This window comes from Novibacillus thermophilus (assembly GCF_002005165.1).
GTDB lineage: Bacteria > Bacillota > Bacilli > Thermoactinomycetales > Novibacillaceae > Novibacillus > Novibacillus thermophilus.
Genome location: NZ_CP019699.1, coordinates 1,592,051 through 1,606,002, shown reverse-complemented (window position 1 = coordinate 1,606,002; position 13,952 = coordinate 1,592,051). Strand labels below are relative to the sequence as shown.

General features: G+C 42.2%; 15 protein-coding genes and 3 pseudogenes. 5 read left to right on the top strand and 13 right to left on the bottom strand.

Going from position 1 to position 13,952, the window contains the following annotated elements; genetic code table 11:
• Positions 1-10: 10 nt before the first annotated feature.
• From B0W44_RS18750 to B0W44_RS08085, 3 genes and pseudogenes are all read right to left on the bottom strand, one after another.
• Positions 11-168: pseudogene (locus B0W44_RS18750) on the bottom strand (PadR family transcriptional regulator); the annotation flags it as partial.
• Between the two features lie 880 nt (positions 169-1,048).
• Positions 1,049-1,240 carry a hypothetical protein gene (locus tag B0W44_RS18330; RefSeq protein WP_179947370.1) on the bottom strand — a complete coding sequence of 64 codons (192 nt, stop codon included), beginning with the start codon at positions 1,238-1,240 and terminating at the stop codon, positions 1,049-1,051.
• Between the two features lie 286 nt (positions 1,241-1,526).
• Positions 1,527-1,844, bottom strand: a complete 318-nt coding sequence (locus B0W44_RS08085; RefSeq protein WP_149026965.1) for a hypothetical protein — start codon at positions 1,842-1,844, stop codon at positions 1,527-1,529.
• Between the two features lie 198 nt (positions 1,845-2,042).
• On the opposite strand from B0W44_RS08085, the gene B0W44_RS08080 reads away from it, so the two are divergent.
• Both B0W44_RS08080 and B0W44_RS08075 read left to right on the top strand, forming a co-directional pair.
• Positions 2,043-3,314, top strand: a complete 1,272-nt coding sequence (locus B0W44_RS08080) for an IS1380 family transposase (protein ID WP_077721187.1) — start codon at positions 2,043-2,045, stop codon at positions 3,312-3,314.
• Between the two features lie 368 nt (positions 3,315-3,682).
• Entirely contained in the window at positions 3,683-4,156 is a 474-nt protein-coding gene (locus B0W44_RS08075; RefSeq protein WP_077719622.1) for a PCYCGC motif-containing (lipo)protein, read from the top strand.
• A gap of 374 nt (positions 4,157-4,530) precedes the next feature.
• On the opposite strand, the gene B0W44_RS08070 is transcribed toward B0W44_RS08075, so the two are convergent.
• The 7 genes and pseudogenes from B0W44_RS08070 to B0W44_RS08045 all read right to left on the bottom strand — a co-directional run bounded on the left by B0W44_RS08070 (position 4,531) and on the right by B0W44_RS08045 (position 9,555).
• Complete coding sequence (locus B0W44_RS08070; protein ID WP_250637973.1) at positions 4,531-5,169, bottom strand: IS110 family transposase; 639 nt, start codon at positions 5,167-5,169, stop codon at positions 4,531-4,533.
• Between the two features lie 71 nt (positions 5,170-5,240).
• A pseudogene (locus tag B0W44_RS18780) lies at positions 5,241-5,345 on the bottom strand (hypothetical protein); the annotation flags it as partial.
• A 446-nt stretch (positions 5,346-5,791) separates the two neighbouring features.
• Positions 5,792-6,289 (bottom strand): urease accessory protein UreH domain-containing protein, encoded by a 498-nt coding sequence (locus B0W44_RS08065; protein ID WP_237087438.1) that lies wholly within the window; start codon positions 6,287-6,289, stop codon positions 5,792-5,794.
• 2 nt (positions 6,290-6,291) lie between these two features.
• Positions 6,292-6,546: a hypothetical protein gene (locus tag B0W44_RS17750; RefSeq protein WP_149026964.1), complete on the bottom strand. Its 255-nt coding sequence runs from the start codon at positions 6,544-6,546 to the stop codon at positions 6,292-6,294.
• 249 nt (positions 6,547-6,795) lie between these two features.
• On the bottom strand, positions 6,796-8,214 hold the full coding sequence (locus B0W44_RS08055) for a sensor histidine kinase (RefSeq protein ID WP_077719619.1): 1,419 nt from the start codon (positions 8,212-8,214) through the stop codon (positions 6,796-6,798).
• Positions 8,211-8,927 carry a response regulator transcription factor gene (locus B0W44_RS08050; RefSeq protein ID WP_077719618.1) on the bottom strand — a complete coding sequence of 239 codons (717 nt, stop codon included), beginning with the start codon at positions 8,925-8,927 and terminating at the stop codon, positions 8,211-8,213. Before B0W44_RS08050 ends, B0W44_RS08055 begins: the two co-directional genes overlap by 4 nt.
• 40 nt (positions 8,928-8,967) lie before the next feature.
• Positions 8,968-9,555 (bottom strand): YdhK family protein, encoded by a 588-nt coding sequence (locus B0W44_RS08045; RefSeq protein ID WP_418304080.1) that lies wholly within the window; start codon positions 9,553-9,555, stop codon positions 8,968-8,970.
• A 442-nt stretch (positions 9,556-9,997) separates the two neighbouring features.
• Here B0W44_RS08045 and B0W44_RS08040 point away from each other — a divergent pair, with 442 nt between their 5' ends.
• The 3 genes and pseudogenes from B0W44_RS08040 to B0W44_RS18490 form a co-directional block, all read left to right on the top strand.
• Positions 9,998-10,456: a hypothetical protein gene (locus B0W44_RS08040; protein WP_169835481.1), complete on the top strand. Its 459-nt coding sequence runs from the start codon at positions 9,998-10,000 to the stop codon at positions 10,454-10,456.
• 82 nt (positions 10,457-10,538) lie between these two features.
• Complete coding sequence (locus B0W44_RS08035; protein WP_077719615.1) at positions 10,539-10,886, top strand: four-helix bundle copper-binding protein; 348 nt, start codon at positions 10,539-10,541, stop codon at positions 10,884-10,886.
• A 60-nt stretch (positions 10,887-10,946) separates the two neighbouring features.
• Positions 10,947-11,045, top strand: a pseudogene (locus B0W44_RS18490) (VOC family protein); the annotation flags it as partial.
• Positions 11,046-11,071: 26 nt separating this feature from the next.
• Here the strand turns inward: B0W44_RS18490 and copZ are convergent.
• From copZ to B0W44_RS08020, 3 genes are all read right to left on the bottom strand, one after another.
• Complete coding sequence (gene copZ, locus B0W44_RS08030) at positions 11,072-11,278, bottom strand: copper chaperone CopZ (RefSeq protein ID WP_077719614.1); 207 nt, start codon at positions 11,276-11,278, stop codon at positions 11,072-11,074.
• Between the two features lie 30 nt (positions 11,279-11,308).
• A complete protein-coding gene (locus B0W44_RS08025; RefSeq protein WP_077719613.1) occupies positions 11,309-11,629 on the bottom strand; it encodes a metal-sensitive transcriptional regulator in 321 nt (106 codons plus the stop codon).
• Between the two features lie 69 nt (positions 11,630-11,698).
• Entirely contained in the window at positions 11,699-13,891 is a 2,193-nt protein-coding gene (locus tag B0W44_RS08020) for a heavy metal translocating P-type ATPase (protein ID WP_077719612.1), read from the bottom strand.
• Positions 13,892-13,952 lie beyond the last annotated feature (61 nt).

Here is a 13,952-nt window from a genome sequence, read left to right as displayed (position 1 = left end):
CTTCTATTTTTTATGCTCCAATTTCTTTTAACAGGTCGTATGCTTTTTTCTTGCCTCATCAAGCACCGCATTGCCTTTTTCTGTAATGGAATAATACTTTCTTATTTTTCCCTTACCTAAAAGTCTATCCTCCTTCATGTGGTGTAAGATAGGGTATAGAGTACCAGATCGGTTTTTGGCATGATAAAAGCGCGGTTCCTTGAAATCGGTGAACCGCGCCGTATCAACGTTTTTAGTGGTGCTGACGGAGGGATTCGAACCCCCGACCCCTTCATTACGAGTTAGATTCAGGATGTTTATTACGCATTATACAGATTTATAACCAAATTGCAAACATAGATTTACAGCCATTATCAATACTTTGTGTTTGTATCTAACCTCATCTGTTTTATTCGTTCGTTTGCAAAAATGTTTGCAGTTGACTTACTTTATTCTAACGGTCACCCTTATTTCTCGATACTTAAACCTTTAAATCCTAACTTCAATGCTATTTAAACCTTGCTGTTTTTTTCCTCTCCCGTCATTCATAGTGTAGAATTTAACCCCTTTAATTTTATATCTTCTGTTTCATCTTTAAATATAATCTTCATGTTCGTAATATAGAGCAGTAAATACTCTTTCCACTGTTCTCCTTCAAATATCCCTTCCTTTAGGTTCAAAAAGATTTATACAATGAAATCGGCATTTTTATGTACATAAAGTGCGGTTGAAATCCATCCAATCGAATTTTCATATAAAAATCGTTCTCTCGATTTTAGTAAAGGGATCTTTTTTTTCAAGTTTTGAAAATGATAGAATGAAATACGGTTCATTCACTTTATATGGACATAACGTTGATCGAATTCAACGATAACATGATGGGTCTTCGTCACATCGCCTGATACTTTACGATCTTTATAATCTAATTCTTGAGAAGAGAAAAGATAAGAAATCATGATATCTTTTTTTGTTATCTACACCGTACTTGTCCAGTGAATCATAATAACCATCACTCACTTCAACGGGTTCGTTATAATGTATTGTCCCGTATTTTCATACATCCGTTTATTTAAAACTTCTTTTGACTTTGACATCCAGTAACGTTTTTTTCATCCGTGCCTGTTGGTAAGTTCATTTCATTTAACGACTCGACTAAGTTTTTCAAGTATTGTGGTTCGTTAATGGTATGATAATGAATCGTTTCTAAAATAAGGCTATCCTTACTGTCCTCTTCAAATCGCCTTTTATTAAGATCCTTCATTATTTAACCTCCGTTCAAAAGAAATCTCCCACTTCTAAACGAAGTGAAAGTGGATTAGTGCGGTCTTTATATGTTCAGCAGTCCCTACCTTATCGGACCACGCCTCGAGAGGGATACCGTCAATACGCATCCGATCCGCATCTGCCAGAATTGTCCGGTGTTGCAAATACACCACCATCTTTGGCAAGATTATTTGGATGAAGCGGAACGAGGTTCTCAGAGGGGAACATATAATTCATGGGGTTTAATTTGTTCCTTCGTTAACTTGGCATAGGAGATTCCCCTTTTAACTTTTTAAATTGATGACTTCCTTTAAATCGTCAATGAATTTGGACATTGGGCGAACATAGTCTTTCATGCCAATGTGACTGGAGGTTGCACGCAAACGTCGGCTTTCATCTCGTAAATAAAAAATATGCCCTTGACTCCCCAAGGTGGTGATTTTATCATCGCTTAAATCCTCATCATACGTCATCAAATGCCATAATTGTTTGATTTTATAACGACTTAACACACCACGGTCGGCGCTGGACACTTGTTTCCAGCGCTCCCGTAGTGTGCGCTTACAACTGATGCCAATCAACCAGCCATCTTTAGCACGCACCCATTTATCCACTTCAATGTCGGCTTGAAAATGTTCTGGTGCATGAGTAGAAGGAATATTAACCTGAATTTCGAAAGTAAAGTTGCTTGATCCAGTAATAAAGGTGCTCCAATCCTTGGTATAATGGTGTTTGAACGAACAACAAAACCCAAAGAGAGGGGCACCCGTTAGGTGAAGTCTACCACAAACATCGCCAAAATGAAAACAGAATTCACGCTAAAGAATGCAACCTCACACGCAGGGAGTAAACCCTTGCTTGCGTACCTTGAAAAAATCAAACTGGAAGACGCTTTTCGTCAGATAGGTTGCGGGAAAGGCCGGAATACGCTTTTTCCGTTCTTCAAGATCTTGATGTACCTTTTAGTCGGATGGCTACTGGGTTGCGAACGTATATTCCATTTCCGCTCATTGCGAGACGATTCGCTGGTACGTCGATTTTTAGGTGGACGTTGTCCCCATCACACTCTTTTGTATAAAGAACTGTGCCGCGCTGCTGTCTCCATGCCCACGATCCGTCGGGACTTGAAGGCATTAAACCTTGATCTCATCACTCCCTGCCTATCCGACGAATGCATTCTCGACCTCGATTCCACCGTTGAGACGGTGTACGGGAATCAGGAAGGGGCCGAAGTTGGGACAAACGCTCAAAAGCCCGGACGTAAAAGCTTCCAACCACTCATCGCCTTTGAAGGAAAGTCCCGTCTTTACCTTAATGCCGAACTGCGTTCAGGCAATACGCATTGTTCCCGCAATGCCCATACTTTCGCGAAGGAAACCCTTCAACGTCTTCCTAAATCGTGTAAAGTCAAGTATGCCCGATTCGACAAAGGATTCGGCGGCGAAACCTTCTATAGTTTTTGGGAAGGCAAACAGATCGGCTACGTTGGCAAACTCAAATGGACGCATCGGTTAGCCAAAGAAGTCGCCAAATGTCCTCATTGGAAACGCTATGTGGACGGAGACGTCATCATCGAAGGCCTTTGTTTAGTGTACAAAGCCACTTCTTGGAAAAAGGCTCGAATGGTGGTCGTCATCAGGAAAGCCGAACGCTACGATGGTGATCAACTCCAATTCGACTTTCTTTGGGATTACGAAGCAATCGTGACCAATTTGGATTGGGAGCCCATCGACATTTGGCGTTTTTACAATCAGCGCGCGTGCATGGAGAACTACATCAAAGAAGTGAAGCACGGCTTTTCGATTCACCGTATTCCGACAGATTCGTTTAAAGCCAATGAAATCGATCTGTTGCTGAAGCTGTTGGCCTACAATGTATTCGAGCGTTTTAAGATGGACTGCTGTGAACCGGTTCATCGCCGCTATACCATTGCACGATTTCGTAAGGAGTTTTTCCATGTCCCTGGTACGATCATCTATCGCAGTCGCCAAGTCATTCTAAAAATCGCGGCAGCCTTCCAAAATGAGTACAGTTGGCGGCGCATGGAAGAACGGGTGGTTCTCCTACAATAATGCCTATCCAAACTTTTACATGGAAATAACCGAGCCCGCTTGTGTGGGGAGGGGGAAAGTGTATCCCAAGAACAAGAAACCCCATCGAAAGGACAAGTTTAGTTTCCACTTTTACTGTTTCCATGTGGGTAATGCTAGAAATAGCTGATGTTATCCACATTCGAAATTCGGGGTGAATTCTGTTTTCATTTTGGCGATGTTTGTGGTAGACTTCACCTAACGGGTGCCCCTCTCTTTGGGTTTTGTTGTTCGTTCAAACACCATTATACCAAGGATTGGAGCACCTTTATTACTGGATCAAGCAACTTTACTTTCGAAATTCAGGATGATATAATAGATCATATCTAATGTTATAAGAGGTAGCAAGGATGAAATATAAGGGTCTGATTGTTTTATTTATACTCACTTTGTTCATTTCGGCTTGCAGTTCCAATACAGAACAATCACATCAATCGCATTCTTTTAATGGGGATTTGCAAGAAAAAACTACTTCTACTGATGTTTTACCAGCCTTTTTGAAAGGTCATAGTGAAGAGATCGGCTTGGTGTATCAAGCTGCTGGTAAATCAACAGAATTGTTACAATGGATTCCTTGTTATTGCGGTTGCGCAGATAGCGCAGGGCATAAAAGTAGTATGAATTGTTTTGTGAAAAAAATTAATGAAGATGGTTCTGTAGTCTGGGATGACCATGGAACTCGTTGTGGTGTTTGCTTACAAATCGCAGCGGAATCCATTAAAATGAAACAGGAAGGCAAATCTATAAAGGAAATTCGCCATTACATTGATGAAAAGTACAAAGTAGGATACGCAAAACCAACTAATACTCCAATGCCTTTATAATAAATAAACCTCACTTTTTCGAAAACGAAAGGTGAGGTTTTTTATTTTGCTTTTATACGAAAATGTCCCCCCTAAAAAGCAAAAAAAGGACGGACTTCGGTTAGTTGAAACAATAACCAAAATATGGAATTTACTTAGGCGACTTCATTGGGTTCAATCGTTACTTTGAAGCCTTGGGATTCAATTCTCTTGATCCAATAATCCACTACTCGTGATTGATCTTGTAAGTAATCCCATCCAAACTCTTGGTAGGTGATGTTATTTTTCAGCATGTGGTATATAATACGTAGTATGAGATGAGCCGTAGCCATTGTAGCTTTTTTCTGTTTCTGGACACGATAAAAAAAAACGAAGCAAGACGAGTGCCTTTGGATTTACTCGCGGCCCAAGCTGCTTGGCAAAGCACGGCTTTCAAGCTCCTGCATGTCGTACCCGATTTCTGCCAGGATGACCGCCGCTGCATCCTTTTGAATTCCGGGAATAGTGCTAAGTTGTTCAACTACATTTTGATATGGAGTGAGTAGCCTATCGATCTCCGCCTCTATAACCGCCATTTGTTCTTCAAGATACCTCAAATGATCCAAGTGCATTCCAATTAGTTTTCGATGATGAGCTCGAACTCGACCATTTAAAGCCTCTACAAGTTGCGGAACTTTTCTTTTTAGCGATGTCTTGACTAGATCTTTTACCTGGTCTGAACTTAGCACTTCACCGTACACGATTGATTCCAGCAAAGCTCTTCCGGATACGCCGAATAAGTCACTCACATATGTGGCCAACTTGATGTTGGCATCCTGTAAAATCTTGTGTATTCGGTTTTTTTCCGCCGTAGCGTCACCCAGCAACTTTCTGCGATAACGAGTGTAATCGCGCAGATCCCGTATCTCTTCTGGCGGAACAAAACTAGGAGTGATAAGCCCGCAACGGAGTAATTGAGCAATCCAAGCCGCATCATGTACGTCCGTCTTTCGACCTGGAACATTCTTGATTCGTTTAGCGTTGGCCAATACCAACGTAAAACTCCTTCAAGAACATTCCATACCGGTTTCCAGTATACCCCTGTGCTTTCCATGGCGACATGTGTACACTTGTATTGATGGAGCCAATCATGAAGTTCAAGCAGTCCTTTAGTAGTGGTAGAAAACGTCTTGATTTCTTGCTTTGGTTTTCGGTCCAAAGGACCATACATGATACATGCTACCACCGTCTCTTGATGAACATCCAGTCCGGCACATCGTTCTAATAATGCATCCATCCCACTCATTCCTCCTTAAAGAAATCATGCGGGCCATGCACCCTTGAGCAAAGTATTTTTATACACGTACTCATGGTAACAATCTCGGTACTCGTAGGTGCAGTCGGTCGGTTTGGGACTCGGGGTTTTGACCACCAAAAAAGTATCGGCCTGTGACCTGCTAATTTAATAATAAATTAGCTGGTGAACAGGCCGATACACATTTTCATTCATTGTGGTGGCCGTCAGGCCATGTTAGTTTGGGACAACAAGAGACTGCTAATTCGATCCTGATTTTTGGTTCCGAAAAAATCTGGCTGTAATGCAAAGCTTTATTGAACATCGTTCATTATTCAGAGGATACTATGACAAGTAGATTGGCGGTGAAAATTTTTATCAGTTTAAGATAATGTCCAATACAAAATAATATCATTAACACCTATGATAACTAGTACAATCCCCGCTATCACCTGGATAACCCGCCCTATTTTCTTTGATCTTTTTAAAACCTTCTGATCCAACCCCATTCCAAAGGCCAATCCAAGAAATAGTAACACCGGGATAATCGTACCGATGGAAAACAGAAAAGGAAGAGCAAGTCCATAACCGGCTGTATTTAACATTAAAGGGGTGAGTAAACCAAAAAATACGAAAAACATGGTTGGACAAAAAGCGAGTGACAACAGAACGCCTAAAGCAAAGGCCTTGGTGTTTCCCGATAAATGATCTATATAACTTCTATAATTTAGTAATCGTTCGGTAAATAGTCCACGTACCTTAATCCATCCGATAAAATAAAGACCAGTAACCAATAATACAGGACCTGTTATCTTCCGCACGACTTGAAAAACCGGTATAGTTAACGCTTCTAGCTCATTCCCAATCCCAATGATCAACATTCCTAATAAAAAATAAACCAATGTCTTGCCAATAAAAAACTGATGACTTCCGTTTGCCACTTCTTGCCTTGTACCATTCGATTCGTTGTATATGAAATGGCCCCCATATTAGCCGAAATTTGACATGGGGCGACCGCTCCGAGTACACCTAACAATAATGCTCCAAGAACTGGTGTTTGCTGTGAATAATACAGGATCCGTAATGGTTCACTGATAAAAGTTAGTAATTGAGAAAATTGAATATACCAATCTGCCATGACAACACCTCTTTAAATCTAGATCTCACTGGCTTTCATCTATCGGCTAAGATTGGCGTTTTATTATTCTATATATGAAATAGATGACCGCAGCCCCAATAAGCGGCAATCCTGCCCACATACAAATCATAAATAACGTATGAAGATAATGCCCTAAAGTATTTGGAGTCAATAACCAGGTTGCGGACATCGTTAAGCAGCATAGACCAATGATGACAAGGACAATGGCAATAACCCATTCAATCCATCTCATTGTTCTTCTCTTCCGTCCCTGTTCTGGTTGGCGGGAAACAAAATCTGGAAGCGAGTCCCTTTCCCTACTTCACTGAACACGGATATCGTTCCCCCTTGCATATCGACCAACTGCTTGACAATGGCCAGTCCTAATCCTGTCCCTCCAAAGTCTCTGGAACGAGATTTCTCCACTCGGTAAAAACGTTCAAAAATATAGGGCAACTCGTCTTCCGGAATGCCTTTACCCGAATCCTCTATGCTAATCATCAGATCTCCAGATCTTGCACGTTCAATCCTTATGCCGACCCATCCGTGATCAGTATAGCGAAGGGCATTATCCAGTAAATTCGTGACGATTTGTTCCATGCGCAAACCATCCACATTAATAAGGGGCAGGTTATCCTGTATATCGACCTTTAACTGCAAGCCTTTCTTTTTTGCCTGTAATTCTACTCGGGGAAGAATCGTTTCTATCATTTCACGCATGTCTATCCATTCTTGGTTAAGTGTCATTTTCCCCTCTTCCATTTTGGAAAGCTCAAACAGATCATTGATCAGTCGACTCAAACGGGTTGATTCCTGTTTAATAATCTCTAAATATTGCTCCTTCTCCTCTTCAGATTGATACAGACCTTCCTTTAATATATTGGCATACCCTTCCAGATAGGTGACGGGTGTTCTTAATTCATGGGATATATTGGCAAATAGCTCACTTCTGGTCTCCTGATATCTTTTCAGCTCTCGTGCAAGATCATTGATGGCTTGTCCCAATGTGCCGATTTCATCTGCTGTTTTAACCTTTACTCGAGTATTCAGATCTCCCCTAGCAATCTTACGTGTGGCTTTTTCCATTTGTAGCAAAGGATTGGACAATGTCCTTGATAAGACCACAATTACCCCAAGAGCAAGAAATAAAGCGCCTATCCCTGACAGAACCAGCATGTACCTCACTTTTTCAATGGATTGGTAAATGTCCTCAATGGAGGATAAGACGTAAACGCCGCCCAAAAAATGACCACCATCATAGATAGGCGCTCCCGAAACAAGAAAACGATTTCCTGAACGATCGCTATATTCTCCTCTAATGGATTTCCCTTCTGTTAAAATTTCCAATTCATCAGCAGGTATCCGCGTATCATCTGTCAGACCAGGCACACCAAAATTGGCGATGAGTCGACCTTCAGCGTCAACAATGTAAAACGGGACCTGAGAGAATCCCCCCATCATTTCAATGTTTTGGGTGATCCCTTCATCTAATGTTTCTCCAATAAATTTGGCATACCTTGATGACAGATCATCCAGATCTTGCTGTACTTCCCCTAAATAAAAGCCCAGAAAGATTTGATGGATCACAAAGCCTAAGGGGAATAAAACAATGAGCAAGAGCAAAAGAAAGGTCATGCCCAGTTTAACTGAAATCCGATTCCATCTCATTGCCTTGGATCAGGCTCCTTAAATTTATAGCCAATCCCCCAAACGGTTTGAATAAGGTTTTCAGACAGACCTGCTTTGCGGAATTTTTCACGGATATTTTTTACATGCGTATCTACCGTTCTAAGATCCCCAAAATAATCTTTTCCCCCTACATGATCCAACAACATTTCCCGGCTGTATACCCGTCCAGGATGTCCAGCCAATAAATATAACAGATCAAACTCCGTCTTTGTTAAATCAATTGTTTGATCATGCACCCAAACTTCTCTTCGTTCGGGATCAATACGTAACTCTCCGGTCATAATCATATGCCCCGTATCTATCTCTGACATACGGGATCTTCTAAGCAGGGCGCGTACACGTGCAACCAGTTCCTCAGGATCAAACGGTTTAACCAGATAATCATCCGCTCCCAAATTTAATCCTTGTACCTTTTCTTTGGTTTCAGAGCGAGCTGTCAGCATCAGAATGGGCATTTGCATGGTGATCTGACGTATTTTTGTACAAAGCTCCCATCCGTCCATCCCCGGCATCATAATGTCTAAGATAACCAAATCAAAAGTGTTTTTTTTCATTTTTTCCAGTGCATCATTTCCATCTTTGGCTTCGGTTACACGAAATCCTTCCCTGGTCAGATAGATACGCAGGAGGTTTCTCATCTTCCATTCATCATCAACAACAAGAATATGGGCTTGGTTTATTTGCCATGCCATAGGCTCAAATTCCCTTCTAAATAAGGGCAATTCTTTAACCTTATTCGGCTTTGAGTTCGCTTTCTGTTACCCATTTGTGATTGGTAACCTTCTCACCATCAGTCGAAATGTAGTCAACCATATATACGGTTGTTTTTTCAGCGGAATCAATCGTAGCGGTTGCGCCATCCATTCCTTCCATGTGATCGGCATTTAGGGTGACTTGGTCTCCAGGTTTAAAAGGCTCTTCACCTGCTTCTTTAATTTCTTCGTGGATCACCCATTTATGATTTTCCACTTTTTCTCCCTCTGGCGTTGTATAAGTGACAGAATAAACAGTCGTATCATAGGCTCCTACAATTGTTGCTTTGGCACCATTCATCCCTGGCATATGATCAGCATGGATGATCGCTTGGCTCCCCACTGGATATGTGGGATTTTCTGCCTCTTTTAAGCCTTCAGGCACTTCACCTGAGCCAGAGTGGTTCATCTCTGCGTGGGAAGGAGACTTTGAATCTGTCTCGTTATTTTCTTCAGTTCCTGAATTCATACCGCCTGTATGTGTATCCGCATCGTCTTGCTGATTTTCGTTTGACTCAGATGGAGCCGGTGCTTCTTCAGTATCACCTGCACACGCAGACAAGGTCATTATTACAACCATTCAAATAAGTACAATCAAGATGTTTTTAAATTTCATTTTCAAACTCCTTTCATTTTATAAGTATCATTAGTACACTGCCCAACACATATTCAATTTATTTGTGGTTGAGCAAACACTTACATGGTACACAAAAAATGTGAAGAAAGTATGGAAATAATGATTGAATTTAAGATTAAATACTCTGTTCGCATGTATAATGATTCATTAATTAGTAAGTGTGTTTAATGTCCATTATTTTTCAGGAGAAAATTTAAACGTGTATATATACTTTACCTAGGTATCGTAGTAATTAGTATTCATTATTTGCTATTACAAACATAATTTTAGGGATTTGATGACTTGGGGGTATATGTATATTTTTATATTTATTGGGACTCATTTTCTTGTGATAATGGGGATTTACTTGTTTTGCAAATATAAAGCTGCACTTATGGAACAAATGATGATCACCATGACCTTAAGCATGTCTTTTGGGTTAGTCATTGGAGTTTTGATGGGAATTATTTATCACGACAACCTGTTACTGTCAATCTTAATGAGCATGGGCATATCTGGTTTAGCTGGAGCCAACCTGGGTCTTAGACTTCATGGATTGGCTGGAATAGAAGGTTTTTTTACTGCCATTATGGCAGGCATGATGGGGTCCATGCTTGTAGGGATGCTTTCCATGAGGGAGACAATCATTATATTTTTAGTGAGCTCATTTCTTTTAACCGGCACATCCATGTTCAGTGTCCGGCATATTTTGTACCGGTCCTGTGAACATGTTATACGCAAATATGATCTCCTGCTACTGATCGCCACATGTTGCGTGTTTATTATTACATTATGGATGTTCCCAGATGTGCTTGAACAGAACCCTCCATCAGTAAAACCTCTTCATCTCTAATATTGTGGGCATATTTTCCACGATTACTCATTCAAATATATAAAAAAATAAGGTTGTATCTCAATGCTAAGGGGGGTTACAGATGCCAACTGTTGTTAATTCCACTGTACAACAATATCAAATGTGTATCGATGCGTGTATTAAATGTATGCAAGCATGTGAAGAATGTTTAACATCTTGTTTAAAGGAACCTGATGTTCAATCCAGATCCCACTGTATCAACATGTTAAGGGACTGTGCGGACATCTGTGCCATGGCTTCTCAATGGATTTCACGTGGAAGCATGTATGTAAAGCAGTTTTGCCAGCTTTGTGCTACAATTTGCGAGGCCTGTGCAACTGAATGTGCTAAATATCAAGATAATCACTGCCAACAATGTGCCGATTTTTGCCGTGAGTGTGCTGAAGAATGCCGTAAAATGGCTGCATAAATAGCAGGCCAATAGTGGGCAGACAAGGCAGGTGATCAATGACATCACCTGCCTTTTAAAGTCGGTGAAATTGTAAATATGCCTTCTGGAAGAGTATTTAACTTTGCAGATAATGAAGATAATTACTTTGCTGTAATGGAAAAAATTAAATTACTTTAAAAACCGGCCAAAAAGCCGGTTTTTTACTACACAACATCATACCCTTGTTCTTCCACAGCTTCTTTCATCTTTTCAATGGTCACTTTAGAACCGTCATAGGTCACATCGGCTGTGCCTTGATCAAGATGAACCTCCACTTTTTCTACGCCATTCAGCTCTTTTAAAGCATTAGTCACCGCTTGCTGGCAATGGCTGCAAGACATGCCTTTAATATTTAAGGTGATCTGCTCCATGCTTTCACCTCCTTTCAATTGACTTAACGACTACTTGGCATAGTGTTGGATCACTTTCATCAATTCTTCAATCATTTCATCTTCATTGCCTGATTCCATGGAGTGGAGCACACACATTTTGGTATGACGCTCAAGCAAACTAAAGCCAACTTTTTTTAAAGCAGCCTGAACAGCAGCAATTTGGATTAAAATGTCAACACAGTATCGGTCTTCATCCACCATTTTTTCTAGTCCCCGGATTTGGCCTTCGATTTTTTTCAGGCGGTTTTTGATCTTCTCTTTCTCGTTTTCTGAACGAGGTACGACCGGTTTTTTGTCCGGTTGCATGGGCAAATCATGTTCATGGCTCATGACTCCTCTCTCCCTCCTTTACTCACAAGTACCCATTTGTTAGATCGGTGAAAACCACTGTTTTAAAGCTTATGAATGATGAGGTTTCCAACGGTTAAGAAACAAAGTATTGGTCACCACTGATACGGAACTCAAAGCCATAGCAGCACCGGCCAAGATGGGGTTTAACAGCCCAACAGCGGCCACAGGGATCAAGAGCACATTATAGCCAAACGCCCAGCCCAAATTTTGTTTAATTTTTCTCATGGTCGCCTTTGATAGCTGAATGCAATCCACAATGGAAAGAAGATCGCCCCGCATCAGGGTTATGTCGGCTGCTTCCATGGCTACATCGGTGCCCGTTCCCATGGCAATGCCTACATCTGCTTCAGCAAGGGCAGGAGCGTCATTGATCCCGTCTCCCACCATAGCCACTTTTTTCCCTTCCTGCTTTAATTTTTTTACGCCTTCTGCTTTATGTTCAGGCAGCACTTCGGCCAACACCCGGCTGATCCCCACCTGCTGGGCAATGGCCCGGGCCGTACGTTCATTGTCACCCGTCATCATAATCACTTCGATGCCAAGTTGCTTAAGCTCACTTATTGCTTGTCGGGAGGTCTCTTTGACTGTATCGGCCACGGCCACATAGCCTAACAGCACACTCCCCTCCGCTTCATTTTCCGCTACCAACATCACCGTTTTACCCTCTTGCTCCAACTTTTCAATTTCTGGCAGGTAAGGAGAAAGTTCTATCCCCTGCTCTTTCATAAGTGTTTTATTGCCCACAAAAATGAGTTTTCCATCAACCGTGGCTTGAATCCCTTTACCTGGAATGGCCTTATATGCTTTGGGGTCCGATAAGGGAAGATCTTTTGCTTTGGCCCCATTGATAATCGCTTTTCCCAATGGATGTTCGGAAGCCTGTTCAGCGCTAGCCACCAAACGGAGCAGCTCATTGTCATTCATCCCGAAGGCTTTCACATCCGTCACTTCAGGTTCTCCCTTGGTGATCGTTCCCGTTTTGTCCAAAATAATGGCACCCACGTCCTGCATCATTTGCAGGTGTTCCGCCCCTTTGATTAATACGCCATGTTCCGCTCCCTTACCGGTTCCCACCATAATGGCGGTGGGGGTGGCCAAACCCAATGCGCAAGGACAGGCAATGACCAGCACGGCCACTGCACTGACCAACGCCGGGGTAAAACCGGAGACAAAATAAGTGATGATAAAGGTTAACACCGCTATTCCCATCACAATGGGTACAAAAATACCGGACACTTTATCGGCCAGACTTTGGATCGGCGCTTTGGTGCCTTGAGCTTCTTCCACCAACCGGATAATTTGAGACAACGCAGTATCTTTTCCAACTTTTGTGGCCCTGATTTTGATGGAACCATGGGTATTGAGCGTGGCCCCAATCACCGCATCACCCGTTTCCTTTTCCACCGGCATGCTTTCTCCCGTTAACATGGACTCATCAACGGCGGTTCTTCCTTCCACAATCTCCCCATCAACCGGTATTTTCTCTCCTGATTTGACCAGAAGCAGATCTCCCACCTGCACCGCTTCAATGGGAACATCCACGATTTGGCCATCCCGGATCACATGGGCCGTTTTGGCTTGAAGACCCATCAGTTTCTTCAATGCTTCCGATGTGCGCCCTTTGGCCCGGGCTTCCAACAGTTTTCCCAGAATGATCAAAGTGATAATGATGACGGAGGCTTCAAAATAAAACCCTTCCCTCTGACCCGAGAAATAGAGAACTGTGCTGTACAGATAAGCGGCCAAAGTGCCCATGGCCACCAGAACATCCATGTTGGCACTGCCGCCCCTTAAGGCGTTATATGCTCCCCGGATAAACCGCCATCCAATGGTAAACTGGACGAGGGTGGCCAGTATAAACTGGAGGGAGGCAGGCATCATCAACCCGTGATACCCCGTAAGATCCCCAATCATTTGCACCAGAAAAGGAATGGAAATGACCGCCCCAAACAGAAAGGCATTTCGTTGTTTTATGTAGCGCCGCTCTTTTTCCTTTTTTTCTTCTTCCACCCGGTCTTCAGTGGCTTCCTTGGCCCCGTAGCCGATTTTCTCCACCCGCTCAATCAATGTCTGAATATCCACTTTCGATTCATCATAGATAACAGTGGCTTTTTCATTGGCCAGATTGACGTTGGCTTCTGATACCCCTTCCAATCTGGAAAGACTTTTTTCCACCCGGTTGGCGCAGGCGGCACAGGTCATCCCCGTAATGTTTAAAGTTGTTTTTTTATATGCACTCATTTTCCGTTCACTCCTTTAACGGAATGTCACCAATGTTTTCCTTCTGTTGGTATTGATTATA